Origin of the sequence: Pseudomonas sp. FG1, assembly GCF_034313875.1 — a bacterium.
GTDB lineage: Bacteria > Pseudomonadota > Gammaproteobacteria > Pseudomonadales > Pseudomonadaceae > Aquipseudomonas > Aquipseudomonas veronii.
In genome coordinates this window covers 4,266,887-4,291,359 of record NZ_JAVIWP010000001.1, presented here as the reverse complement: position 1 = coordinate 4,291,359, position 24,473 = coordinate 4,266,887, and the positions used below count along the sequence as shown (strand labels likewise).

Here is a 24,473-nt window from a genome sequence, read left to right as displayed (position 1 = left end):
GGTTTGGCGGTGGACGTAAACTGGCATGATAGCGCCCATCCCACAACCTTCTCTGACTTGCGAGACGCCCCATGAAAACTCCATTGCGACTGGCCCTGCTTTCAGCCCTGTTGACCACCGGCCTGGCCCAGGCGGCCGAGCTGATCCCCATCGACGTACACCGCGACGCCAACTGCGGTTGCTGCAAACAATGGATCCGCCATCTGGAAAGCCACGGTTTCAAGGTCAATGATCACGTTGAAGCTGATATGAGCGCGGTCAAACAACGCCTCGGCGTTGCGCCGCGCCTGGGCTCGTGCCATACCGCCGTGATCGACGGCAAGTTCATCGAAGGTCACGTACCCGCCGAGCACGTGTTGGCGCTGCGCAAGCGCGATGATCTGCTCGGTATCGCCGCGCCGGGCATGCCCATGGGTTCGCCCGGCATGGAAATGGACGGCCACGGCGACGCCTACCAAGTCATCGGCCTGACCCGCGACGGTAAAGATGTGGTGGTAGCCGACTACCCGGCACACTGATCGATGCTGACGGGTTACCTGGGGCTGTTTTTCGCGGCATTCGGCGCCGCCACCCTCCTGCCCTTGCAATCGGAAGCCGTGCTGGTGGGCCTGCTGCTCAGCGGGCATTACAGCCTGTGGTGGCTGCTGGGCATTGCGACGCTGGGCAACGTGCTCGGCTCGCTGGTCAATTGGCTGCTCGGGCGCTCGATCGAGCACTTCAAGGCGCGGCGCTGGTTTCCGGTCAACGCCCGGCAACTCGACAAGGCGCGCCGCCACTACGAACGCTGGGGGCATTGGACGTTATTGCTCAGTTGGGTGCCGATCATCGGCGACCCGCTGACCTTGATCGCCGGGGTGATGCGCGAACCGCTGTGGCGCTTTTTACTGCTGGTGACCCTGGCCAAGGGCGTGCGTTATGGCGTGCTGGCCGCGCTGACCCTGCACTGGGTGTTAATCCCCACTTAATCGCCTGCAAACAGCATCCGAGCTCCCCACTCGGAGCCCCGTCATGCCTCTACTGCGCACCTTTTGCCTTGCCGGCCTGCTCGCCGCCGGCGCAGCGCCCGCATTCGCCGCCACCGAAGGCCCCAGCTACGGGCCTGAACTGCAGGGTTTCCAATACCCTTATCCGGTTCAACAGTTCCGTTTTCAGTCCCAGGGCAAATCCCTGCACATGGGCTACATGGACATCCCGGCCAGCGGCACCGCCAACGGTCGCAGCGTGGTGCTGCTGCACGGCAAGAACTTCTGCGGCGCCACATGGGAGGGTTCGATCAAGGCGCTGAGCGACGCCGGTTACCGCGTGATCGCACCCGACCAGATCGGCTTCTGCACCTCGAGCAAGCCCGACAGCTACCAGTACAGCTTCCAGCAACTGGCGATCAATACCCACCAACTGCTGGAAAAACTCGGCATTCAGAAGGTCACCCTGCTCGGCCACTCCACCGGCGGCATGCTCGCCACCCGATACGCGCTGCTGTACCCAGAGCAAACCGAGCAACTGGCGCTGGTCAACCCGATCGGCCTGGAAGACTGGAAAGCCCTCGGCGTGCCTTATCGCAGCGTCGACCAATGGTACGAACGCGAATTGCAGGTGAGCGCCGACGGCATCCGCAACTACGAGCGCGACACCTACTACGCCGGCCACTGGAAGCCCGAATATGAGCGCTGGGTACAGATGCTCGCCGGCATGAACAAAGGCCCCGGCCACACCCAGGTGGCATGGAACTCGGCGCTGATTTACGACATGATCTTCACCCAGCCGGTGTACTACGAGTTCAAGGACCTGCAGGTGCCCACGCTGTTGCTGATCGGCACCAGCGACACCACCGCCATCGGCAAAGACCTCGCGCCGCCGGCGGTAAAGGCAAAGATCGGGCACTACGCGGTGCTGGGCAAACAGGTAGCCAAGTTGATCCCCCGCGCCACCCTGGTGGAATTCCCCGGCCTGGGCCACGCACCGCAGATGGAAGAACCGGCGCAGTTCCACAAGGCCTTGCTGCAGGGGCTCGACCACCTTTAATCCAACGTTATAAGAGGCGCCCGCGTATGTCGCTACAGATTGCAGTCATTGATGATTGGCAGGACGTCGCCCGTGATGTGGTGGACTGGTCAGCCCTGGCGGCGCTCGGCCAGGTGCATTTTCTGCATGATTACCCGGCGGACACCGCCACAATGGTCGAGCGCCTGAAAGGCTTCGACGTGATCTGCGTGATGCGCGAACGTTCGACCTTCGATAGCCCGTTGCTGCAAGGCCTGCCCAACCTCAAGCTGCTGGTGACCGGTGGCATGCGCAACGCCGCCATCGACCTTGCCGCCGCCAAAGCCCTGGGTATCCAGGTGTGCGGCACCGACAGCTATAAACACGCGGCACCGGAGCTGACGTGGGCGTTGATCATGGCGTCCACGCGCAACCTGCTGGCCGAAGCCAATTCCCTGCGCGCCGGTCACTGGCAGGTGGGCCTGGGCGGCGACCTGCATGGCCAGACCCTGGGGATCCTGGGGCTGGGCAGCATTGGCCAGAAGGTCGCGCAATTTGCCCAGGTGTTCGGGATGCGGGTGATTGCCTGGAGTGAAAACCTTACACCGCAACGCGCGGCGGAATCCGGGGTGACGTGGGTCAGCAAGCGCGACTTGTTCGCACAGGCCGATATTCTCACCATCCACCTGGTCCTCAGCGAGCGTAGCCGTGGGCTGGTGGATGCCGAGGCGCTCGGCTGGATGAAGCCGACGGCACGCCTGGTCAATACGGCACGCGGGCCGATCGTAGACGAACCGGCGCTGCTGGAGGCCTTGAGCAACGGCCGCCTGGCGGGAGCCGCGCTGGATGTGTATGCCGAGGAGCCACTGCCGGTCGATCATCCGTTGCGCCGTTTGCCTAACGTGCTGGCCACTCCCCACGTCGGGTATGTCAGCGAGCAGAATTACCGGCAGTTCTATCAGCAGATGATTGCCGATATCCAGGCTTGGGCCGCGGGCACGCCCATTCGCGTGCTCGGCTGACGCACCAATTCAGCGCACGCGCACTGCGGTGACGAGGCACCTGCTCCCGAAACGCCCCTGAAGCGGGGCGCCAGCCCACCAACCGGACCGAGCGCCCTCGCTACGCACTGTCCGCGGATCGCCAGGCGCCCACACCGTGTTCCAACGTCGCATATCGTTACAAGTTTTTTTGTCCTACAAAATTTCCACATAAACCCTACAGTCTTTAGGATTTGTCCTAGACTCAAGCTCGATGGGTCCGTTCAAAAACAAAAGCCCCGCAAAAAATCGAAACTTTCAAACTCTGCCGTAGGTCAGGTTTAGGGTAAGGCGTGCATAAGCGGTTCAGACCGAATGCCCGTCCATCCAATCTATTTCAGCTAACCGTGCAACTGGCACAAGCCTTGCCAGTTTGTATAGCGCTTGTGCGTCTGGCCGCAGGAAGCGGTCTTCGGAGCTAGTGGCAGCGGGCCACCAGCCAACCAACATGTGGGAGAGAACTATGATCAGTGCCGCTGCTGTAGAAACTCAGGGAGAGCGTTTTAGTAAATCGGCAGGGGGGCCAACATCGTTGGTCGATCTGCCCAATGCTGTGCGGCCGGTCGTGAGTCATAACCCCAATCGAAAGAAAGTCTTGTTCGTCACTTCCGAATTTGCCGACCTGGTCAAGACCGGCGGCCTAGGCGACGTTTCCGCCGCCCTGCCCCGCGCCATGGGGCACTTGCACGATGTGCGCGTGCTGATCCCCGGTTACCCGCAGGTGATGGAAAGCGACAACCCGATCCATATCATCGGCGAACTGGGTGGCCACGCCGCGCTGCCGCCATGCAAGATCGGGCGCATGGACCTCAAGGATGGCCTGGTTATCTACGTACTGATCTGCCCCGAACTGTACGAGCGCGAAGGCACGCCCTATGGCGCCAACAACGGCCGCGACTGGCCGGATAACCACATCCGCTTCGCGCGCCTGGGCCTGGCCGCTGCCGACATGGCCGCCAACCTCGCCCAGATCCACTGGTGCCCGGACCTGGTGCATGCCCACGACTGGCCCGCCGGCCTGGCCCCCGCCTATATGCACTGGCGTGGGTCACGCACACCGACCCTGTTCACCATCCACAACCTGGCGTACCAGGGCGTGGTTAGCCTGGCCTCCACGCCGGAGCTGGGCATTCCGCCCCATGCGCTGCAACAGGAAGGCATGGAGTTCTACGGCAAGATGTCGTTCCTCAAGGCGGGGATGGCCTACTCCAGCCACATCACCACCGTGAGCGCCACCTACGCCCAGGAAATCACCACCCCGGAATTCGGCTGCGGCCTGGACGGCTTCCTCGCCAGCAAGACCCAGCAAGGCTTACTCAGCGGCATTCCCAACGGCATCGATGAAAGCTGGGAAGCCTCCACCGATACGCACCTGACCCACAACTTCAATATCGGCGATTGGGAAGGCAAGGCGGTCAACGCCGCCCACGTGCGCAACCTGTTTGGCCTGCATGACTCCACCGGGCCGCTGTTCGCCGTGGTCTCGCGGCTGGTCTATCAAAAAGGCCTGGACCTGACCGAAGCGGTCGCCAGCTTTATCGTCGAGAACGGCGGCCAGATCGCGATCATCGGTCGTGGCGAGCCGGAAGAAGAACAGGCCATGCGCGAACTGGCGCTGCGTTTCCCGGGCCAGGTCGGTGTACGCATCGGCTTCAACGAAACCGACGCCCGCCGCATGTTTGCCGGCAGCGACTTCCTGCTGATGCCGTCGCGCTATGAACCGTGCGGCTTGAGCCAGATGTACGCGCAGCGTTTCGGCTCGCTGCCGGTGGCGCGCAACACCGGCGGCCTGGCGGACACCATCGAAGACGGCGTCACCGGGTTTCTGTTCAACGAGTCCACCGTGGACAGCTACCGCGAAGCCCTGAACCGTGCGTTCAAAGTGTTCGCCTACCCAGGCCTGCTCAACGCCATGCGCTGCCGGGCGATGACCCAACCGTTCAACTGGTGCCAGGCGGTCGAACCCTATGCCGAACTGTATGAACAACTGGTGGCCAAGGCGCTGGGGAAATCGACTAAATAATCAAGGGAGGTCTTCATAGATGCCGTTACGGACTCTGGAAACCTGGCCCCACGGCGCAATCATGCTGGACGCGCAACACACGCGTTTCGCCTTGTGGGCGCCAGACGCGTTTTATGTCAGCGTTGAATTGCAAGATGGCCGCTCGGTCGCCATGCTGCCCCAGGCAAATGGCTGGTTCGAAACGGAGATAAAGTGCCCCGCAGGCACGCGCTACCGCTACAACATCGATGGGGAAATGGATGTCCCCGATCCCGCATCCAGGGCCCAGGCCTCGGACGTGCATGGCTGGAGCCTGGTGGTCGACCCGCTCGCCTATGAATGGCGACACCACCCATGGCAGGGCCGCCCCTGGCATGAAGCGGTGATCTACGAACTGCATGTCGGCGCGCTGGGCGGCTTCGCAGCCGTCGAGCAGCACCTGCCACGCCTGGCCGAACTGGGCGTTACCGCGATTGAGTTGATGCCCCTGGCGCAATTCCCCGGCGAGCGCAATTGGGGCTACGACGGCGTGCTGCCCTACGCGCCGCACGCCGCCTACGGCAGCCCCGAACAGCTCAAGCATCTGATCGACAGCGCCCATGAACACGGGCTCGCGGTCTTGCTCGACGTGGTCTACAACCACTTCGGCCCCGATGGCAACTACCTGGGCCAGTACGCCAAAGACTTCTTCCAGCAAGATGTGCATACGCCATGGGGCGCCGGCATCGACTTCGCGCGGCGTGAAGTGCGGGACTTCTTTCTGGACAACGCCCTGATGTGGCTGCTCGACTACCGCTTCGACGGCCTGCGCCTGGACGCGGTACACGCCATCGACAACCCCGGTTTCCTGCGGGAACTGGCGCACCGGGTGCGCCAGCAGGTCGACATCGGCCGTCATGTTTGGCTGGTGCTGGAAAACGAACTGAACCAGGCCAGCCTGCTGAAACACGATTTCGATGCGCAATGGAACGACGACTTCCACAACGTATTGCATGTGCTGCTGACCGGCGAAACCGAAGCCTACTACAGCGACTTTGCCCAAGCGCCTACCGCCAAACTCGCACGTTGCCTCAGCGACGGTTTTGTCTACCAAGGCCACACCACACGCCACGGGCATGCACGCGGCGAACCCAGCAGCGGCTTGCCGCCCACCGCCTTCGTGGCGTTCTTGCAGAACCATGACCAGATCGGCAACCGCGCCCTCGGCGAACGCCTGCACCAACTGTGTTCGCCCCAGGCGCTGAAGGCGGCGACCACCTTGCTACTGATGTCGCCGATGATCCCGTTGCTATTCATGGGCGATGAAGTCAACGCCAGCGAGCCGTTTCTGTTTTTCACTGACCACCATGGCGAACTGGCTGAAGCGGTACGCGAAGGTCGTCGCAATGAATTCGCCGATTTCGCCGCGTTCCACGACCCCGAGCGGCGCGAGCGGATTCCCGATCCCAACGCGCTGCCGACCTTCGAGCAATCGGCGCCGTCGTTCGCCGCCAACGAACACACCGAGTTCTATCGCCACCTGCTGCGCCTGCGCCACCAGCATATCGTGCCGCACCTGCCCGGCAGCGTGGCCCTCGGTGCGCAGGTGCTGGCAGACCGCGCTGTCAGTGCGCGTTGGCGCCTGGGCAACGGCAGCCTGTTACAGATCGACCTGAACCTGAGTGCCACGGCCCTGGATCACCCCGCTGCGCAGCATGTGCTGTTCCAAACGCCAGCGCATGACCACGCGCACCTGGCGCCCTTCAGCGCACGCGTTACCCTATCCCCTGTTGGAGAGCACCCTTGAGCGAAGCGAACCTGGAAATCCTCGCCGGCCGAGCGGGCCTGGCGGTCGATTGGATCGACGCAAACGGCCGCCCGCAACGTGTCAAACCGGACGCCCTGCGCGCCGTCCTCAAAGGCCTGGGCCACCCGGCCGACAGCGATGCCGAGATCGACGCCAGCCTGCGAGACCTGGAGCAAGTGCAACAGGACAAACACCTGCCGCCCTTGCTCACCGTCGACAGTGGCGAAGGCCTGGACCTGGCGCGCTACTTCGCGCCCGACACCGTCTGCCGGGTCAGCCTCGAGGAGGGCGAAGTCCTCGAATTACGCCTCGACGGCAACGCGGTACTGCCCGGCGTGATCGCCCTCGGCTACCACCAAGTGCATATCGCCGACCAGGCCTTCACCCTGGCCGTGGCCCCTCGCCACTGCTACAGCGTCGCCGATGCCGTCGACAGTCAAACCCCACGTGCCTGGGGCCTGAGCGCCCAGTTGTACGCCCTGCGTCGCCTCGGCGACGGCGGGTTCGGCGACACCCTGGCGCTGGAACACCTGGCCCGCTCGGCCGCCGAACGCGGGGCCGACGCCCTGGCGATCAGCCCGATGCACGCGATGTTCAGCGCCGACCCCGAGCGCTACAGCCCGTACTCGCCGTCGAGCCGCCTGTTTCTCAATAGCCTGTACGCATCGCCCGGCTGCATCCTGGGTGAGCGCCAGGTGCGCAATGCCATCGAGGCCTGCGGTCTGGCCGACGAGCTGCACACCCTCGAACAACACACCCTGATCGACTGGCCCACCGCGGCCAAGGCCAAACACCGCCTGTTGCGTGCCCTGTACGACGACTTCCGCCACGGTCAACACCCGCAACACGCCGACTTCCTCAGTTTCCGCCAGGCGGGCGGTGAAGCCCTGGAGAACCACTGCCGTTTCGAAGCGGTCCAGGCCGCGCGCGCCGCCGCTGGCGAAGACCTCGACTGGCGCCATTGGCCAGAGCAATGGCGCAGCCCGCAAAGCCCGGCACTCCTGCGCTTCGCCGAGGAAAACCGCGACGACATCGGCTTCTACGCCTTCGGCCAATGGCTGATCGCGCGCTGCCTGGAACGCGCCCAACAAGCCGCCCGAGGCAGTGGCATGAGCATCGGCCTGATCGCCGACCTGGCCGTCGGCGCCGACGGTGGCGGCAGCCAGGCCTGGAGCCGCCAGGATGAATTGCTCGCCGGCCTAACCGTCGGCGCGCCGCCGGACATTCTCAACCGCGCCGGCCAGGGCTGGGGCATCTCCGCCTTCGCCCCCGAAGGTCTCAAGCGCCACGGCTTCCGTGCATTTATCGAGATGCTGCGGGCCAATTTCGCCCACGCCGGCGGCTTGCGTATCGACCATGTGATGGGCCTGCAACGCCTGTGGGTGATGCCCATGGATGCCTCGCCCCAGGACGGCGCCTACCTGTATTACCCGGTGGACGATCTGTTGCGTCTGCTGGCGCTGGAATCGCACCGCCACCAGGCCATCGTCCTCGGCGAAGACCTCGGCACCGTGCCCGACGGCCTGCGCGACAAACTCATCGGCCGCTCGATTCTGGGCATGCGCGTGCTGCTGTTCGAACAGGGTCATGATGGCCAATTCAAGCCGATCCTCGACTGGCCGGACAACGCCCTGGCCACCACCAGCACCCACGACCTGCCAACCCTCAATGGCTGGTGGCACAGCCGCGACATCGACTGGAACGTCCAGCTCGGCCTGATCGATGCGCCCACCACGGAGCAATGGCGCGAGCACCGCCTGCGCGAACGCCAGGCACTGCGCCAGGCCTTGAGCCAGGACCCGCAGAACTTCGTCGATGAAGTGCGCAATGAAACCGACCACATGATCGACGCCAGCGTGCGCTACCTCGGCCACACCCGCGCGCCGCTGGTGCTGCTGCCGCTGGAAGATGCCTTGGGCCTCGAAGAACAAGCCAACCTGCCCGGCACCGTCGACACCCACCCCAATTGGCGCCGCCGCCTGCCGGGTGAGGCGGCGAGCCTGCTCGACAACGCGGGGGCCGCGCGCCGCCTGGAACTGCTGGCGGTGGCGCGCAATCAAGCCCATGAGCGTGACCGATGAAGGCTCTGCCCCTGCGCGCTACCCAGCGCCTGCAGTTTCATAAAGGGTTCACCCTCGATGACGCGGTGGCTCTGGTGCCGTACTTTGCCCGGCTGGGCATCAGCCATCTGTATGCCTCACCGCTACTCAGTGCCCGCGCAGGTTCCATGCATGGCTATGACGTGGTCGACCCCACCACCGTCAACCCGGAGCTGGGCGGCGAAGCCGCGTTGCGCCGCCTGGTGGCCGCCCTACGCCAACACGACATGGGGCTGATCCTCGATATCGTATCCAACCACATGGCCGTGGGCGGCGCCGACAACCCCTGGTGGCTCGACCTGCTGGAATGGGGCCGGTTGAGTCCCTACTGCGAATTCTTCGACATTCAATGGCACTCGCCCGACCCGCTGCTCAAGGGCCAATTGCTCATGCCGTTCCTCGGCTGCGACTACGGCGAAGCCCTGCAAGCCGGCACGTTGACCCTGCACTTCGACGCCGCGCATGGCAGTTTTTCCGTCGAGCACTACGAACACCGCTTCCCGATCTGCCCACAAGATTACGCGACGATTCTGGGCGCCGATGAACTGCTCAAGCCCCTCGCCGACCGCTTCAGCACCCTCGCCTACCAGAGCGATGCCTACGCCGAGGCGGCCTGGCTCAAACAAGCCCTGGCCGAACGCGCCACCGACAACGCCGTGCGGCAGGCCATCGAACAGCGGCTGGGCACCTTCGACGCACGTCAGCCCGAAGGTTTCCAGCGCCTGCACGGGCTGTTGGAGCAACAGGCCTATCGCCTGGCCAGTTGGCGCACCGCGGCGGACGATATCAACTGGCGGCGCTTCTTCGATGTCAACGATCTGGGCGGCCTGCGCGTAGAACGCAGTGCCGTGTTCGAAGCCACCCACGGCAAGATCTTCGAGTTGATCAGCCAGGGGCTGGTCGATGGCCTGCGCATCGACCATATCGACGGGCTGGCCGACCCACGCGGGTATTGCCGCAAGCTGCGGCGGCGGGTCGATACGCTGTCGCCCGAGCGTCACCTGCCGATTTTCGTCGAAAAAATCCTCGGCGAAGGCGAAACCCTGCGCGAGGACTGGCAGGTGGACGGCACCACCGGCTACGAATTCATGAACCAGCTGTCGCTGCTGCAACACCGCCCGCAAGGCTTCGCAACGCTGGCCGAGCTGTGGACCCGGCACAGCGAACGGCCGTCGGCCTTTATCGAAGAAGCCTGGCTGGCGCGCCGGCAGATCCTCAACGGTTCTCTTGCCGGCGACTTCGAAAGCGTGGCCCAGGCCTTGCTGCAAGTGGCCCGCGACGACGTGATGAGCCGCGACCTGACCCTCGGCGCGATCCGCCGCGCCCTGCAGGAACTGATCGTGCATTTCCCGGTGTACCGCACCTACATCAGCGCCTGTGGCCGCAGCGAACGCGACGACACGTTTTTCCTGCAAGCCCTGGCGGGCGCGCGCAGCACCTTGAGCGAAGGCGACTGGCCGGTGCTGGACAACCTGGAAAAATGGTTGGGCGGCCAACCGTGGCGCAATCGCCCGCTCGGCCGCGAGCGCAAGCTGCTCAAGCACGCCTGCGTGCGCTTCCAGCAATTGACCTCGCCGGCCGCCGCCAAAGCCGTGGAAGACACCGCGTTCTATCGCTCGGCGGTGTTGCTGTCGCGCAACGACGTGGGCTTCAGTACCGAACAGTTCAGCGCACCGCTGGCCGATTTTCACGCGGCCAATCAGCAGCGCTTGCAGGCGTTCCCCGATAACCTGCTGGCCACCGCCACCCACGACCACAAACGCGGTGAAGACAGCCGCGCCCGCCTCGCCGTGTTGAGTGAGTGCGCAGGGTGGTATGCCGAACAGGTGACGCATTGGCGCCGCCTCGCCGCGCCGCTGCGCAACGACGCCAGTTGCCCATCGGCAGGCGATGAGTTGATCCTCTATCAGGTACTGCTCGGCAGTTGGCCGCTGGACCTGCACCTGGACGACCGGCCGGCACTCGAAGCCTATCAACAACGCCTCTGGCAATGGCAACAAAAGGCCCTGCGCGAAGCCAAGTTGCAGAGCAGTTGGAGCGCGCCCAACGAGGCTTACGAACAGGGCGTGGAAACGTTTCTCACGCGCCTGCTGCTCAGCGACGCAGGCCGCGCACTGCGCACCGCCATCGGCGCCGCCGCCCAAGCGATTGCCCCCGCTGGCGCGCTCAATGGGCTGGCGCAATCCTTGCTTCGAGTCACAGTGCCGGGTGTGCCGGACCTGTACCAGGGCAATGAGTTCTGGGACTTCAGCCTGGTCGACCCGGACAACCGCCGCCCGGTGGATTTCAACGCACGGCAGCACGCGCTGGATACCCCACCGGACATCGGCAAGCTGTTGTTCAACTGGCAGGACGGGCGTATCAAACAAGCCTTGATCGCCCAGGTGCTGGCCTTGCGCAAGGCCCATCCTGAACTGTTCCATCGGGGCAGCTACACGCCCCTGGACGTGGTCGGTCGACACGCCGAGCACGTGGTCGCGTTCTGCCGCGAATACCAGGGCAAACGCGCACTGGTGGTGGTGCCGCGCTGGCCCTATCGCCTGCTGGAAAACGGTGTGCATCCCCAGGTCAATGCGCGGGTTTGGGGCGATACCCGAGTGAAATTACCGTTCGCCGCGCCAACCGAAAACTGGAAGGGACTTTTTCATACACGCGCAGTCACACCAGACAAGGAGCTGTTGATCAGCACTGCGCTGGGGGATTTCCCGGTCAACGTCTTTATCGATCCTGATGATCAATCAAGCTGAAATTTTCTGCGAGGAACATTGTGATGAGTACTGAAGACAAACGTGTTCGCGAATTCGCGTATCAGATCTGGGAATCGGAGGGCAAGCCGCAAGGTCAGGATGCGCGCCATTGGGAAATGGCCCGCAAGTTGGCAGAAGCCGAAGCACTGACACCCAGCAAGCCCAAACCCGCCGCCAAACCGAAAACCGCGCCCAAGCCGGCAGCGAAAGCCAAGCCGGCAGCGGCCGCAGGCAAACCGGCCACGCCGGCGGCTAAAAAGCCGGCGGCCACAAAAAAGCCCAAGCCGTAAGCCCTGTGCCGTCATGAACCTCCGGCCGGCAACCCCGGCCGGAGGTCAGCCACTTGCCCGATTGTTAGCTGACCCTTCGTCAGCAGGGCTACGTTCGGCCCGAAAAAAGACCCATGCAGGAGCAACACAATGAGCAAAGCCGATAAAAAACAGGCCCCCCCGGCCCACGAACCATCGCGGATTCGCGAAGGTTTGCCCTTCCCCCTGGGGGCGACCTGGGACGGCCTGGGTGTCAACTTTGCCCTGTTCTCGGCCAACGCCACCAAAGTCGAGTTATGCCTGTTCGACGACGCTGGCGTGGTCGAGCTGGAACGTATCGAACTTCCCGAATACACCGATGAAATCTTCCACGGCTACTTGCCCGACGCCCACCCCGGGCTGATTTACGGCTACCGTGTGTACGGCGCGTATGACCCGGCCAACGGCCACCGTTTCAACCACCACAAATTGCTGATCGACCCCTACGCCAAACAGCTGGTGGGCGAGCTCAAATGGTCCGAAGCGCTGTTTGGCTACACCATCGGCCACCCCGACGACGACCTCAGTTTCGACAAACGCGACAGTGCGCCCTTCGTGCCCAAGTGCAAGGTCATCGACCCGGCGCACACCTGGGGCGACGACCAACCGGTGCGCGTGCCATGGGACCGCACGATCATTTATGAAACCCACCTGCGCGGCATCAGCATGCGTCACCCCTCGGTCGGCGAGGCCGTGCGCGGCACCTGCGCCGGGCTGATGGAAGACGATCTGCTCAAGCACATCCGCCAGTTGGGTATTTCTTCCGTGGAACTGTTGCCGGTACACGCCTTTGTCAACGACCAGCATTTGCTGGAAAAAGGCATGACCAACTACTGGGGCTACAACAGCATCGCCTTCTTCGCCCCGGACCCGCGCTACCTGGCCAGCGGCAAGATCGCCGAGTTCAAGGAGATGGTCGCGCACCTGCACGAAGCCAAGCTGGAAGTGATTCTCGACGTGGTCTACAACCACACCGCCGAAGGCAACGAGCGCGGCCCGACCCTGTCCATGCGCGGCATCGACAACGCTTCCTACTACCGCCTGATGCCGGACGACAAGCGCTTCTATATCAATGATTCCGGCACCGGCAACACCCTCGACCTGAGCCACCCGTGCGTGCTGCAGATGGTCACTGACTCCCTGCGTTACTGGGCCACCGAGATGCACGTCGACGGTTTCCGCTTCGACCTGGCGACCATCCTCGGCCGTTATCGTGACGGGTTCGACGAGCGCCACAGTTTCCTCGTCGCCTGCCGTCAAGACCCGGTGCTGCGCCAGTTGAAACTCATCGCCGAACCCTGGGACTGCGGCCCCGGCGGCTATCAGGTGGGCAACTTCCCGCCGGGCTGGGTGGAATGGAACGACCGCTTCCGCGACACCGTGCGCGCCTTCTGGAAAGGCGATGACGGCCAGCTGGCGGACTTCGCCGGGCGCATGACCGCATCCGGCGAGATGTTCAACCACCGTGGCCGCCGGCCTTACAGCTCGGTGAACTTCATCACCGCCCACGACGGTTTCACCCTGCATGACCTGGTGTCGTACAACGACAAGCACAACGAAGCCAACGACGAAAACAATCAGGACGGCAGCAACAACAACCTGTCCTGGAACCATGGCGTCGAAGGCCCCACCGACGACCCGGAAATCAACGCCCTGCGCCTGCGCCAGATGCGCAACTTCTTCGCCACCCTGCTGCTCGCCCAAGGCACGCCGATGCTGGTGGCCGGGGATGAGTTCGCGCGCACCCAGCACGGCAACAACAACGCCTACTGCCAGGACAGCGAGATCGGCTGGGTCAACTGGGAGCTGGACGATGACGGCAAGGCGCTGCTCAAGTTCGTCAAGCGCGTGATCAAACTGCGCATGACGTACCCGATCCTGCGCCGTGGCCGCTTCCTGGTGGGCGACTACAACGAAGACATCGGCGTGAAGGACGTCACCTGGCTCGCGCCGGATGGCAACGAGATGAGCACCGAACAGTGGGAAGACAGTCACGGCCGTTGCCTGGGCATGCTGATGGATGGCCGCGCCCAGGAGACCGGGATTCGCCGTCCGGGTGGCGATGCCACGTTGTTGCTGGTGGTCAACGCCCATCACGACTTGGTCAATTTCCGCCTGCCCCCCGTGCCGGAAGGCCAGTTCTGGACCTGCATGCTCGACACCCATGACACGACGATACGCGGGCAGGAACGCTTTGATTTCCACCATGAGTACGCGGTCACCGGGCGCTCGCTGCTGCTGTTTGAACTGCAGCACGACGAAGAGGTGTGACATGGGCCTGCATGGATTCCTTCAAGGCTACCAAGGCTATGCGGACACGCAGGCCCTGGGCGCGGCCTTGAAGGCGCTGCAGGCCGAGGGGCTGGACCGCCTGCCGCTCCCCGGCAGCGGCCAGACCCTCGAACGGTTCAGCCGCTTGGCCCAGGTCGCCGGACACGACCTGCGCTTGTGCAAGTTGTTCGAAGGTCACACCGATGCCTTGGCGATCATTGCCGAGCTGCGCAGCCCCTTGCCGCCGGAGGGCAGCCTCTGGGGCATGTGGGCGGCAGAACCGCCGACGGCCAGGGTGCGGGCGCGGCGCAACGGCCATCGTCTGGTGCTGCAGGGGCGTAAAGCCTGGTGTTCGGGGGCGGCGGTGGTCAGCCATGGGTTGTTGACCGCCTGGGACGAGGAGGATCGCCAGCAATTGGTCGCAGTGGAGATGGGCCAGCCCGGCATCTGCGTGACCGATGAGGGGTGGCAGGCGGTAGGCATGGCGGCCACCGGCAGTGTCGACGTCCTGTTCGAGGCGGCCAGCGGGATTGCCATCGGCAGGCCCGGCGACTACCTCGCCCGCCCCGGCTTCTGGCAAGGCGCCGTCGGTATCGCAGCGTGCTGGTATGGCGCGGCGCAACGCCTGGCTGAAGTGCTGCGCGAGCAGTGCAACAGGCGTGCGGAACCGCATGCCCTGGCCCACCTCGGCGCGGTCGACAGCGCCTTGAACAGTGCCGCCTGCGTGTTGCGCGCCAGTGCGCGGCAGATCGACCGCGCCCCGCTGGCCGATGCCAGGCAACTGGCCCAACAGGTACGCGCGTCTCTCGAAGACACGGTTGAACAGGTCATGCGCCACGTCGGTCGCGCCGCCGGTGCGGGGCCTTTTTGCAAAGACCCGCACTTTGCCCAACTGATGGCGGACCTGCCGGTGTATGTACGTCAAAGCCATGCCGAGCGTGACCTGGCCGCCCTCGGTGAACAGGTTGCCGCCGAGCCACCTGGGAGGTGGCAGTTATGAAAGCCAATCCGATCGTGGGCCAGGGCACGTCGCTGCATCAGTGGCAGACCTCGTCCCACATGGCCGAACTGGCGCCGATCAGCGTCGAACAGTTGGTACCCGAAGGGCATCGCGCAGTGATCATCGCACCGCACCCGGACGATGAAGTGCTGGGCTGCGGCGGCCTGTTGCAAGGCTTGGCCGCGCTGGGTCGGGCGATCCAGTTGATCTCTGTCACCGATGGCAGCGCCAGTCACCCCGGTTCGCGGCGCTGGTCGGTGGAGCGCCTCAGCGTGGTGCGCCCGCAGGAGTCGGCCCAGGCCTTGCACCGCCTCGGCTTGCCGCTGCACCGGTTGAAGTGGCTGCGCGCCGGGTTTACCGACAGCCAGGTCGCCGCCCGCGAAGCGCAGTTGGCCGCGTTCATTGAGCGCCACCTCAAACCCAGGGACGTGGTGTTCACCACCTGGCGCGAAGACGGCCACTGCGACCATGAAGCCGTCGGCCGCGCCAGTGCCAGTGCCGCACTGGCGGTCGGCGCGACCCTGTACGAGTTGCCCGTGTGGACCTGGCACTGGGCAACCCCGGAAGACAGCCAGGTACCGTGGCATCGCGCGCGCAAACTCCCGCTGAGTTGCCAAGTCGTCGCGCGCAAGCGCCATGCCATCCACGCGTTCGCCAGCCAATTGGAGGGCGATCCGCAGATCGGCTTGCCGCCGGTGCTGGCACCGTATGTCGTCGAGCGTTTGCTGCAGCCTTTTGAAGTGGTGTTTGTATGAGCGTGGCGACACCGTATTTTGATCGGCTGTTCGCCGACAACGATGACCCCTGGGCCTTCCGTCAACGCTGGTACGAGCGGCGCAAGCGCGCGCTGACCTTGGCGCTGTTGACCCGCCCGCGTTACGCCGCGATTTTTGAGCCCGGCTGCGCCAATGGTGAACTGAGCGTCGAACTGGCGCCGCGTTGTGACCGCCTGGTGTGCTGCGATACCGCGGCCGCGGCAGTGGCCCTGGCCAAGACACGTCTGATGGGATTTCCCCATGCCCAGGTGCAGCAGAGTCGCCTGCCCGCACAGTGGCCTGACGGCCGCTTCGACCTGATCGTCCTGAGCGAGCTGTGTTACTACCTCGACGCCGATGACCTCACCCGCCTGATCGACTGCGCCCTCGCCGCGCTGAGCGACGACGGTCAACTGCTGGCCTGTCACTGGCGCGCGCCGATCGACGGCTGCCCGCAAACCGCCGCCCAAGTGCATGCGCTGCTCGAGCAACGGCTGGCCATGCCGTGTGTTGCGCGGCACCACGACAGTGACTTCCTGCTCGACCTCTGGAGCCGCGACGGTACGTCGGTCGCCACCCATGAGGGCCTGCGTTGAGCAGCCTGAGACGGGGCCGTTAAAAAAAATCGAAGTTACAAGATGTGAAAGCAGCGAATCCTTGTCTATGCTGAGGACGCCTTGCCGGCAATCCAGGATTGAAATGCCGAGCAATCGCTGCAGCGGAGCCTGCGGCGACTAAAAAGAGCGTCGTCCCGTCCACGGGCTACGACCCAGCATCAATTGACAAGGACGTGCCCGCCATGAAACCCGCCTCCCTCAGCGAAAGCCGCCGCGGCCCAGCGCAGATCTGGAACAGTGCCCCGCAGTTGGCGCAAATCCCCGCCATTCATCCTCACTCGCTGGTGCCTGCGGGTGCGCGGGTGGTCATCATCGCGCCCCACCCCGGCGATGAAGTGTTGGCCTGTGGCGGTTTGCTGCAACGGCTGAGCACCCTCGAACACCCGATGCTGTTGATTTCCATCACCGACGGCAGCGCCAGCCACCCCGGCTCGAATGTCTGGCCGGCGAGGCGCTTGAGCGTGGTGCGGCCCCAGGAAAGCGTCGAAGCGCTGCGCCGGCTGGGCATGCCGCTGCACAGCCTGAAGTGGATTCGCGGCGGCTTTCGCGATGACGCGCTGGCCGCCAGCGAACACCCCATGAGCCAACTCATCGCCCGATATCTGCAGCCCGGCGATGTGGTCTTCAGCACCTGGCGCAACGACGGCAACGCCGACCACGACGCCGTCGGCCGTGCCAGCGCCAAGGCATGCAGCCTGGTCGGGGCACGTCTGTATGAGCTGCCGATCTGGGCCTGGCATTGGACGGCGCGCGAAGGTTCGATGATCCCCTGGCAGCGTGCGCGCAAGGTGCGCCTCGACACCTGGAGCGTGGCGCGCAAGCTGCATGCGGCCCATGCCTATGCCAGCCAACTGGCCGGAGACCCGGAGATCGGGCTCGCGCCGATGCTCGCCCAGGTGTTGCTGGAGCGGATGCGCGAGCCCTATGAGATCGTGTTCGTCTAGAAGCCCACTCGTCTATACCTGTTATTTCTGACAGTGGCGGCCCGTTTGATGTGCGACTAAGGTGCAAAAAACCTGCACTGCTTAAGGCGCAGTCGAGAAAGCCATGCCAACCCTTTGCATTGGCCGATGTTTTCAGAATCGGGTAACCGGTACTCCCTGATCCGTATCGTTCGTTGTTGCCATGGTCCGAACGCACCTGCTTGCCCAGGTGCCGGAAGATGTTCCCTTCGAACGAGGACGGGTCATGCGCGCACCAACACCTTCTTTGTGGTACCTGGGCATCAGCTCAATCATCGCCGTGACGGCGTGGCCACTCCCCTCTTATGGCGCATGCACGATCAACAACAGCGCCGGCGACGACATCTCCACCTGCGACAGTGCCTCGGCACCGGGGTTTACCGACACCGGTGGCAACAACGCCCTGAATATCAGTGGCAGCGGCGCCATCAACGGCAATGTCACCTTTGGTGCGGGTAACGACCTGGTGGACGTGAACGGGCCGACGGCGGCGCTCAACGGTGCGCTGAACCAAGGCGACGGCGCGAATATTTTCCGCCTCAACCTGGGCACCGTCACTGGCTCGGTCGCCCAAGGCGCAGGCGCGGATGTGGTACAGATCACCGGTGGGCAGGCGGGGGCAATAAGCCAAGGCGGCGGCATCGACAGCTTTGCCATGAGCGGCGGCACCATCGCGTCCCTGGCCCAGGGCGATGGCCTGGACACCTTCAACATGAGCGGCGGGGTCATCACCGGGGCGTTTGAAGATGGCGACCAAGCCACGATGAGAAGCGGCACCATTGGCCGGGTCGATATGAAGCTCGATAACAACGTGTTCGACATGCAAGGCGGCACCATCCTGGGCAATCTGGTCACCGGGTTCGGCAATGACCATATTCTCGTCTCGGGCACCAGTTACATCGGAGGCAACATCAGCACCAGCGGCGGCGATGACTTGATTGAAGTCAGCGGCGGCACGGTCAACGGGCAAATTCTCGCCAGTTTCGGCAAGGACCAGTTGATCTGGCACGATGGCGGCAAGGTCAACGGTTTGATCGTCATGGGCGCCGACGACGACACCGCGCTGCTGAAAAACCTCAACGAAACGTCGCTGTCCTCCAACCCCTTGATGGATGGTGGCCTGGGTAACGACACGCTCACATTCGACAACACGCAGACCGACGTCCCCGCACGCTATACCGGCTGGGAACAGGTGCTGCTGGATAACGGCTCGGACCTCAAGCTGGGCGGTACCTTCGTGCTGGGCGACAGCGCAACCGGCAGCGGCATCATGAGCCTCGACGGTTCGAGCAAATTGACTGTCACCAACGGTTCGATCGACCCCTTTACCGCCGGCCAATCCGTCACCTTGAACAACGGCGGCCTGATCGACATGACCACCGGCAGTACCAGCGCCACCGACATGCTGACAGTGAACGGGAACTACAACGGCAACGCTGGCCGACTCGCCTTGCAAAGCGTCTTGGGCAGCGACGGCTCACCCAGCGATTTGCTGGTGATCGGCACGGGCCAGATCAGCGGCACCACCGCTATCAGCGTGACCAATCTCGCCGGGCCGGGGGCCGAAACCGTGCAGGACGGCATCCAGGTGGTCCGCGCAATCAACGGCGCCAGCGGCGCCGGCACCCAGTTCACCCTGGCAAACCGGGTTTCCGCAGGCGCCTTCGACTACTACCTGTTCAAAGGGGGCGACAAGGCGGGCACGGGCGAAAACTACTACCTGCGCTCTTCAGTGCCGGTGGCACCACTGCCGGGCCCGGTGACACAGCTCCCCGAACCGGTGGTGGGCACCCCTGAACTGCCGACCAATCCGGGCCTCACGCCGATCCCGATCTATCGTCCGGAAGTACCGATCTACGCGGTGTTGTTTCCTGCCGCGCAACAAATCGTACAGGCCATGCTCGGCACCTATCACGAACGCATGGGCGATCAGCGCCAACAACAGCAGACCGGTGCGTTTCCTGCCGGTTGGGGGCGTGTGTATGGCAACAGCAGCCGCCAGAGCTTTGCCGGCACGGTGAGCCCGACGCTGGACAGTTCGATGTCCGCCTTCCAGATCGGTACCGACGTGTACGCGAGCGCTACCGCCAACGGCGCGGTGCAGCGAGTCGGCTTCTTCGTCGGCCACAGTCGCTTGAAAGGTGACGTGAAAGGCTTCAACGGCGGCTGGCAAGACAAGGCCGCCGGCAACACCACCTTGCGCGGTGACAGCCTGGGCGTTTACTGGACACTGATCGGTGCCAACCGGGCCTACCTCGATCTGGTGCTGATGGGCACCCGTTTCGATGGCAATAACGAATCGGACCGTGGGGTAAAGATGAAAACCCGCGGGCATAACGTCGCCGCATCCGTCGAGGTCGGCAGGCCGTTCCAGATGATCGCCGATTGGGTGGTTGAACCGCAGGCTCAATTGATCCTGAGCCGAACCAAACTGGACAGTCAGAACGATGGCATCTCCGACGTGGCCTACAACGCCGACACCAACGTCACCACGCGCCTGGGCATACGCCTGCGCGGCGATTATCAGGTTCGTGGCCTGCCGTTGCAGCCCTACGCGCGGGCCAATATCTGGCACACCGCCGCCGGGCAGAACACCGTCACCTTTAACCGTGTGACAGACATCGACACCGAACAGAAATCCACCACCCTGGGCCTGAGTCTGGGCGCCACGCTGGAGGTGGCCAAGGGCGTCAGCCTGTACAGCGAAGTCGGCTATAACCGCAACCTGGACAGCCAGATGCTCAATGGCCGACAAGGCACCGTGGGCCTGCGAATGGAATTCTGACGGCGACTTTTTTCGCGGTGCCGTCGATTTGAGCGCCAGCCCATTGGCGCCCGCGAGCCCACGCAGCGGCGGATGATTTCGCGCTGGGAGGGTGATCTGTCCCCCCGACAGATGTGAAAAAGTTGTTAAGCAATTCTCCCCCAAGTCTTTTTTGCGCGGATCTAATCTGTCACACTTACGCGAATAATTATCAATACGTTTATTATTCGCCATGGATGGCGCTCGGGGGAGGCTCAGATTCATGTCCGTTCAACAACCTGTCGGTACGCGTTTTTCACCCAGCCTATTGGCATTGGCCATTTGCCTCAGCGGCACCCAGACAACGCTGGCGGCCGATACCGAAAAGGCAGCGGCACCGCTTGAACTGGGCGCCACCGAGATCAGCGGCCAGGCACTCGGCGAGACCACCGAAGGCACCCAGTCTTACACCACCGGTGCTATGGCCACAGCCACCAAGTTGCCGCTGACCATGCGCGAAACCCCGCAGGCCGTGACCGTGATCACCCGCCAACGCATGGACGACCAGGCCATGACCAGCGTCAACGATGTGGTCAAGAACACCCCCGGCCTGTTCCTCAGCCAGTCCAGCGGCCCCGGCCGGCAGACCTACAGCTCGCGCGGCTTCGACATCGACAACATGATGTTCGATGGTCTGCCCAGCGCCTATTCGGGTTACGCCAACAGCGTGCAGCCCAACCTGGCGATGTTCGACCGGGTCGAAGTGATCCGCGGCGCGACCGGCCTGGTCACCGGCGCCGGCAACCCTTCGGCGGCGATCAACTTCGTGCGCAAGCGCCCCACCGCTACGCCGCAGGTGTCGATCACTGGCGCGGCCGGTAGTTGGGATGACTATCGCATGGAGCTCGATGCTTCCAGCGCCTTGAACGACAGCGGCACCCTGCGCGGCCGCGTCGTCGGCTCGTACCGCGACGCCAACAGCTTCCGCGACAACGAAACCAGCGACCACGGCCTGTTCTACGCGATCAGCGAAGCCGACCTCAGCGAAGACACCACCGCCACCCTCGGTTTCTCCCGGCAGGAAGACCAGACCAACTTCTTCTGGGGCGGCCTGCCCATCGGCACCGACGGCCATCACCTGAACCTGCCCCGCTCCACCAACCCCGGCAGCGACTGGGAAAACAAGGAGCTGACGATCAACACCGTATTCGGCGACATCCAGCACCGCTTCGACAATGGCTGGAAACTCAACGTCGCCGGCTCCGCGTCACAGCTGGACGGCGTGTTCACCGGCAGTTACCAATCGCGCTACCAAACCGAGCTGGCGCGCACCGCCTACCAGTCGCATCAGGACGACAAACAGTACGCCTTCGACACCTTCGCCAGCGGCCCGGTCGACGCCTTCGGCCGCACCCACGAAGTGGTGGTCGGCACCAGCAAACGCATCTACGACGCCACCTCCAAGGAATACAGCCCTTACGACACCAATTACCCGCTCAACGGCGCCAAACCCGACTTCCAGCGCAACGGCAAAACCCACACCCTCACCACCCAGGACGGCGTCTACCTGACCACGCGCCTCAACCTGGCCGACCCGCTCAAGGTGATCCTCGGCGCACGCTTGGACTGGTACGACTATGACGACCGCCAAAGCCAGGACGGCGACTACAAAGTCACCCGCAACCTGACGCGCTACGCCGGGGTGATCTACGACCTCGACGAGCACCACTCGGTCTACGCCAGCTACACCGACATCTTCAACCCGCAAAGCAGCAAGGACCTCTCGGGCAAGGTGCTGGAACCGATCGTGGGCGAAAACTACGAAGTCGGCATCAAGGGCGAATATTTCAACGGTGCGCTCAACGCCAGCCTGGCGGTGTTCCAGATCGACCAGAAAAACCGCGCCACCACCGCCGCCACCCAGGCCGGTTGCCCGGTGCTCACCTGTTACGCAGCCGCCGGCCTGGTGCGCAGCCAGGGCATCGACCTGGAACTGCAAGGCGCCCTCACCGAAAACTGGCAAGTCGGCGGCGGCTTCACCTACACCCGCGCGCATTTCATCAAGGACAGCGACCCGGCCAATGACAACCAGCGCTTCAGCTCCGATACACCGGAGCGCCTGTTCAAACTCACCACGTCCTACCGCTTCCAGGGCCCGCTGGAAAAACTGCGCATCGGTGGCAACGTCTACTGGCAGAGCCGCATGTACAACGACATCGCCCTCACCAACGGCAGCTATCGCCTGGAGCAAGGCAGCTACGCGGTGGCGGACGTGATGGCCGGTTACCAAGTGAACCAGCACCTGGACCTGCAAGTGAACGCCAACAACATCTTCGACCGCACCTACTACTCGGCGATCGGCAACAGCCCGATCTGGGGCTCCACCGACACCTACGGCAACCCGCGCAGCTTTGGGGTAACGGCGAAGTACAGTTTCTGACGCTGATGAGGCCGCTCGGGTAGCCGTTCTCGATCTTCAGGCAGGCGCAAAAGACGCACGAACGCGGGTTTCATCCGTGCGTTGAGAGTGGCGCGCAAGCCCCATCAGTAGAGCGATGCAAGCCCCTGCGCGCCGCGGCGCTCAAGCATCGCTGTTTCCGTCTCGCGCGTGGCCAGTTCGCCTTTGTACTCCAACTGGCTGAAAAAAAAGCCGTCGGCATACTCCTGAGGAGGCACCGAGCCTGGTTTGTTGAACAATGGCACCAGGTCAATCGTGGCGGCGAAGTTCTCCTTGGTCAGGCTGTAGCGGCCCAGGTAGTTCCCGGACCACGGCGAATCAGCATCGACCATATCGATAGATGCATCGCGGAACGTAATGGCGGCGGCTTTCAGATCCTTGGATTGATTAAGCAGCAGGGTCAGCCGCTGAGTCTGCGAACTGCTGAGCTGACCGGCTTCATTGAGCACCTTCAACGCGCCATCGGCCTCCACCGTAAAGCCGTATTTCGTGCCGGCCAAATCCGGATAAGTCGCCGCGAGCGTTGACTGGAATGTCTTGAACGTGACGTTCAGCACGCTTTGCGCGCCTTTGGCGATCTCGATGATCCGAGGAAGCGCCCGTGATGCGGAGCGGCCGACCCACGTATCGATAGCCTCCAGCGACTGCATTGGTTCAGCGTCTGCGCTGGGATGGTAGACAGCCGCCGGGCCGGCGCTGGCCACGGCGTCCTTCGCGAGGTCCGTCAGAGGCTTGGCCACGAGTATCTGGTCGGCAGGCGTAAGGTGGGTATTGGCGGGCGGGATATAGGTAGAACTGAGGGTAAGTACCATTTCATCGGTCCATGATTGAGTGGTTCACAGCGGTTATCGACGTCAAGGGGGCAAACTTTAGGACTTGGATTGTCTTCCCCCCTCAAGCCCCTTTATCCTCGCCCCTCCCCGCCAGTACCCGGAACCGCCATGGACCTCACCACCCTCGCCCTCTTCCTACCTGCCTGCTTCGCACTGAACATGGCACCCGGCCCCAACAACCTGCTGTCCGTCAGCAACGCCACGCGCTACGGCTACCGCACTGCCTGCCTCGCCGGCATCGGCCGCCTGCTCGCCTTCGCCGGGATGATCGCCCTCGCCTCCGCCGGGTTGGCGGTGGTGCTGCAAACGTCGGAGTTGTTGTTCTACGCGATCAAGATCGTCGGTGCGGCGTATCTGTTCTATCTGGCGTTGCAACTGTGGCGGGCCGATCCGCAGGCACAGGACGAATCGATTACGGCCAAGGTAGGAATATTGGCGTTGGCGCGTCAGGAGTTTCTGGTAGCGGCGGGCAACCCGAAAGCCATCCTGATCTTCACCGCCTTCCTCCCACAGTTCGTGGTGCCCGGCCAGCCCATCACCCCACAGTTCGCCCTGCTCGGCGCACTGTTCCTGGTGCTGGAATGGATCGCCATCAGCCTCTACGCCTATATGGGCCTGCACATGCGCCGCTGGTTCGCCGAGCCACGGGGCAAGCGGTTGTTCAATCGCTGCTGCGCGGGGCTGTTGTCTGCGGCGGCGACGGTGTTGCTGATGGCGCGGCGGGCTTGAATGGCGTTCTCAAGGCGGCGGGATGCGCGCGGTGATGCCTGTCGGCCTCATGGGTTGCTCTTCAAACACCAACACCGCGTTTTCGGGACGAATAAGCAGCAAGCCACGTTCAGGCCCTACTGAGTCGAGGTCTAGCCCCGCGC

18 protein-coding genes are annotated in these 24,473 nt (G+C 63.7%); 17 read left to right on the top strand and 1 reads right to left on the bottom strand.

Features of this window, described 5'->3' with window-relative positions; translation table 11 throughout:
• Window positions 1-71 precede the first annotated feature (71 nt).
• The 16 genes from RGV59_RS19650 to RGV59_RS19575 all read left to right on the top strand — a co-directional run bounded on the left by RGV59_RS19650 (window position 72) and on the right by RGV59_RS19575 (window position 22,750).
• Window positions 72-518 carry a DUF411 domain-containing protein gene (locus RGV59_RS19650; RefSeq protein ID WP_126585608.1) on the top strand — a complete coding sequence of 149 codons (447 nt, stop codon included), beginning with the start codon at window positions 72-74 and terminating at the stop codon, window positions 516-518.
• Window positions 519-521: 3 nt separating this feature from the next.
• Complete coding sequence (locus tag RGV59_RS19645) at window positions 522-965, top strand: YqaA family protein (protein ID WP_017846389.1); 444 nt, start codon at window positions 522-524, stop codon at window positions 963-965.
• Between the two features lie 43 nt (window positions 966-1,008).
• Entirely contained in the window at window positions 1,009-2,022 is a 1,014-nt protein-coding gene (locus RGV59_RS19640; protein WP_017846390.1) for an alpha/beta fold hydrolase, read from the top strand.
• A 26-nt stretch (window positions 2,023-2,048) separates the two neighbouring features.
• Window positions 2,049-3,002 carry a D-2-hydroxyacid dehydrogenase family protein gene (locus tag RGV59_RS19635; protein ID WP_017846391.1) on the top strand — a complete coding sequence of 318 codons (954 nt, stop codon included), beginning with the start codon at window positions 2,049-2,051 and terminating at the stop codon, window positions 3,000-3,002.
• 484 nt (window positions 3,003-3,486) lie between these two features.
• Window positions 3,487-5,043 carry a glycogen synthase GlgA gene (gene glgA, locus RGV59_RS19630; RefSeq protein ID WP_371918431.1) on the top strand — a complete coding sequence of 519 codons (1,557 nt, stop codon included), beginning with the start codon at window positions 3,487-3,489 and terminating at the stop codon, window positions 5,041-5,043.
• Between the two features lie 19 nt (window positions 5,044-5,062).
• On the top strand, window positions 5,063-6,808 hold the full coding sequence (gene treZ, locus RGV59_RS19625; RefSeq protein ID WP_126585607.1) for a malto-oligosyltrehalose trehalohydrolase: 1,746 nt from the start codon (window positions 5,063-5,065) through the stop codon (window positions 6,806-6,808).
• Window positions 6,805-8,889 (top strand): 4-alpha-glucanotransferase, encoded by a 2,085-nt coding sequence (gene malQ, locus RGV59_RS19620; protein ID WP_046383595.1) that lies wholly within the window; start codon window positions 6,805-6,807, stop codon window positions 8,887-8,889. The genes treZ and malQ overlap by 4 nt, the downstream gene beginning before the upstream one ends.
• Window positions 8,886-11,654 carry a malto-oligosyltrehalose synthase gene (locus RGV59_RS19615; protein ID WP_126585606.1) on the top strand — a complete coding sequence of 923 codons (2,769 nt, stop codon included), beginning with the start codon at window positions 8,886-8,888 and terminating at the stop codon, window positions 11,652-11,654. Before malQ ends, RGV59_RS19615 begins: the two co-directional genes overlap by 4 nt.
• Before the next feature lie 23 nt (window positions 11,655-11,677).
• Window positions 11,678-11,944 (top strand): DUF2934 domain-containing protein, encoded by a 267-nt coding sequence (locus RGV59_RS19610; RefSeq protein ID WP_046383597.1) that lies wholly within the window; start codon window positions 11,678-11,680, stop codon window positions 11,942-11,944.
• 129 nt (window positions 11,945-12,073) lie between these two features.
• On the top strand, window positions 12,074-14,233 hold the full coding sequence (glgX, locus tag RGV59_RS19605; RefSeq protein ID WP_102617033.1) for a glycogen debranching protein GlgX: 2,160 nt from the start codon (window positions 12,074-12,076) through the stop codon (window positions 14,231-14,233).
• 1 nt (window position 14,234) lies between these two features.
• Window positions 14,235-15,233, top strand: a complete 999-nt coding sequence (locus RGV59_RS19600; protein WP_046486060.1) for an acyl-CoA dehydrogenase — start codon at window positions 14,235-14,237, stop codon at window positions 15,231-15,233.
• On the top strand, window positions 15,230-15,988 hold the full coding sequence (locus RGV59_RS19595) for a PIG-L deacetylase family protein (RefSeq protein WP_017846399.1): 759 nt from the start codon (window positions 15,230-15,232) through the stop codon (window positions 15,986-15,988). Before RGV59_RS19600 ends, RGV59_RS19595 begins: the two co-directional genes overlap by 4 nt.
• Window positions 15,985-16,584 (top strand): SAM-dependent methyltransferase, encoded by a 600-nt coding sequence (locus RGV59_RS19590; RefSeq protein WP_046383600.1) that lies wholly within the window; start codon window positions 15,985-15,987, stop codon window positions 16,582-16,584. Before RGV59_RS19595 ends, RGV59_RS19590 begins: the two co-directional genes overlap by 4 nt.
• 203 nt (window positions 16,585-16,787) lie before the next feature.
• Window positions 16,788-17,549, top strand: coding sequence for a PIG-L deacetylase family protein (locus RGV59_RS19585; RefSeq protein ID WP_017846401.1), 762 nt, complete (start codon window positions 16,788-16,790; stop codon window positions 17,547-17,549).
• A 244-nt stretch (window positions 17,550-17,793) separates the two neighbouring features.
• Complete coding sequence (locus tag RGV59_RS19580; RefSeq protein WP_126585605.1) at window positions 17,794-20,352, top strand: autotransporter outer membrane beta-barrel domain-containing protein; 2,559 nt, start codon at window positions 17,794-17,796, stop codon at window positions 20,350-20,352.
• A 241-nt stretch (window positions 20,353-20,593) separates the two neighbouring features.
• On the top strand, window positions 20,594-22,750 hold the full coding sequence (locus RGV59_RS19575) for a TonB-dependent siderophore receptor (RefSeq protein WP_126585604.1): 2,157 nt from the start codon (window positions 20,594-20,596) through the stop codon (window positions 22,748-22,750).
• Between the two features lie 104 nt (window positions 22,751-22,854).
• Here the strand turns inward: RGV59_RS19575 and RGV59_RS19570 are convergent, their stop codons facing one another.
• Window positions 22,855-23,580 (bottom strand): hypothetical protein, encoded by a 726-nt coding sequence (locus tag RGV59_RS19570; RefSeq protein ID WP_126585603.1) that lies wholly within the window; start codon window positions 23,578-23,580, stop codon window positions 22,855-22,857.
• 129 nt (window positions 23,581-23,709) lie between these two features.
• Here RGV59_RS19570 and RGV59_RS19565 point away from each other — a divergent pair, with 129 nt between their 5' ends.
• Complete coding sequence (locus RGV59_RS19565) at window positions 23,710-24,330, top strand: LysE family translocator (RefSeq protein WP_126585602.1); 621 nt, start codon at window positions 23,710-23,712, stop codon at window positions 24,328-24,330.
• Window positions 24,331-24,473: the final 143 nt, after the last annotated feature.

What these genes read in the sequence shown, in the direction of transcription:
- RGV59_RS19650 (WP_126585608.1), top strand. Translation starts at nt 72, where the DNA reads ATGAAAACTCCATTGCGACTGGCCCTGCTTTCAGCCCTGTTGACCACC.
- RGV59_RS19645 (WP_017846389.1), top strand. Translation starts at nt 522, where the DNA reads ATGCTGACGGGTTACCTGGGGCTGTTTTTCGCGGCATTCGGCGCCGCC.
- RGV59_RS19640 (WP_017846390.1), top strand. Translation starts at nt 1,009, where the DNA reads ATGCCTCTACTGCGCACCTTTTGCCTTGCCGGCCTGCTCGCCGCCGGC.
- RGV59_RS19635 (WP_017846391.1), top strand. Translation starts at nt 2,049, where the DNA reads ATGTCGCTACAGATTGCAGTCATTGATGATTGGCAGGACGTCGCCCGT.
- treZ (WP_126585607.1), top strand. Translation starts at nt 5,063, where the DNA reads ATGCCGTTACGGACTCTGGAAACCTGGCCCCACGGCGCAATCATGCTG.
- RGV59_RS19615 (WP_126585606.1), top strand. Translation starts at nt 8,886, where the DNA reads ATGAAGGCTCTGCCCCTGCGCGCTACCCAGCGCCTGCAGTTTCATAAA.
- RGV59_RS19610 (WP_046383597.1), top strand. Translation starts at nt 11,678, where the DNA reads ATGAGTACTGAAGACAAACGTGTTCGCGAATTCGCGTATCAGATCTGG.
- glgX (WP_102617033.1), top strand. Translation starts at nt 12,074, where the DNA reads ATGAGCAAAGCCGATAAAAAACAGGCCCCCCCGGCCCACGAACCATCG.
- RGV59_RS19600 (WP_046486060.1), top strand. Translation starts at nt 14,235, where the DNA reads ATGGGCCTGCATGGATTCCTTCAAGGCTACCAAGGCTATGCGGACACG.
- RGV59_RS19595 (WP_017846399.1), top strand. Translation starts at nt 15,230, where the DNA reads ATGAAAGCCAATCCGATCGTGGGCCAGGGCACGTCGCTGCATCAGTGG.
- RGV59_RS19590 (WP_046383600.1), top strand. Translation starts at nt 15,985, where the DNA reads ATGAGCGTGGCGACACCGTATTTTGATCGGCTGTTCGCCGACAACGAT.
- RGV59_RS19585 (WP_017846401.1), top strand. Translation starts at nt 16,788, where the DNA reads ATGAAACCCGCCTCCCTCAGCGAAAGCCGCCGCGGCCCAGCGCAGATC.
- RGV59_RS19580 (WP_126585605.1), top strand. Translation starts at nt 17,794, where the DNA reads ATGCGCGCACCAACACCTTCTTTGTGGTACCTGGGCATCAGCTCAATC.
- RGV59_RS19575 (WP_126585604.1), top strand. Translation starts at nt 20,594, where the DNA reads ATGTCCGTTCAACAACCTGTCGGTACGCGTTTTTCACCCAGCCTATTG.
- RGV59_RS19570 (WP_126585603.1), bottom strand. Translation starts at nt 23,580, where the DNA reads ATGGTACTTACCCTCAGTTCTACCTATATCCCGCCCGCCAATACCCAC.
- RGV59_RS19565 (WP_126585602.1), top strand. Translation starts at nt 23,710, where the DNA reads ATGGACCTCACCACCCTCGCCCTCTTCCTACCTGCCTGCTTCGCACTG.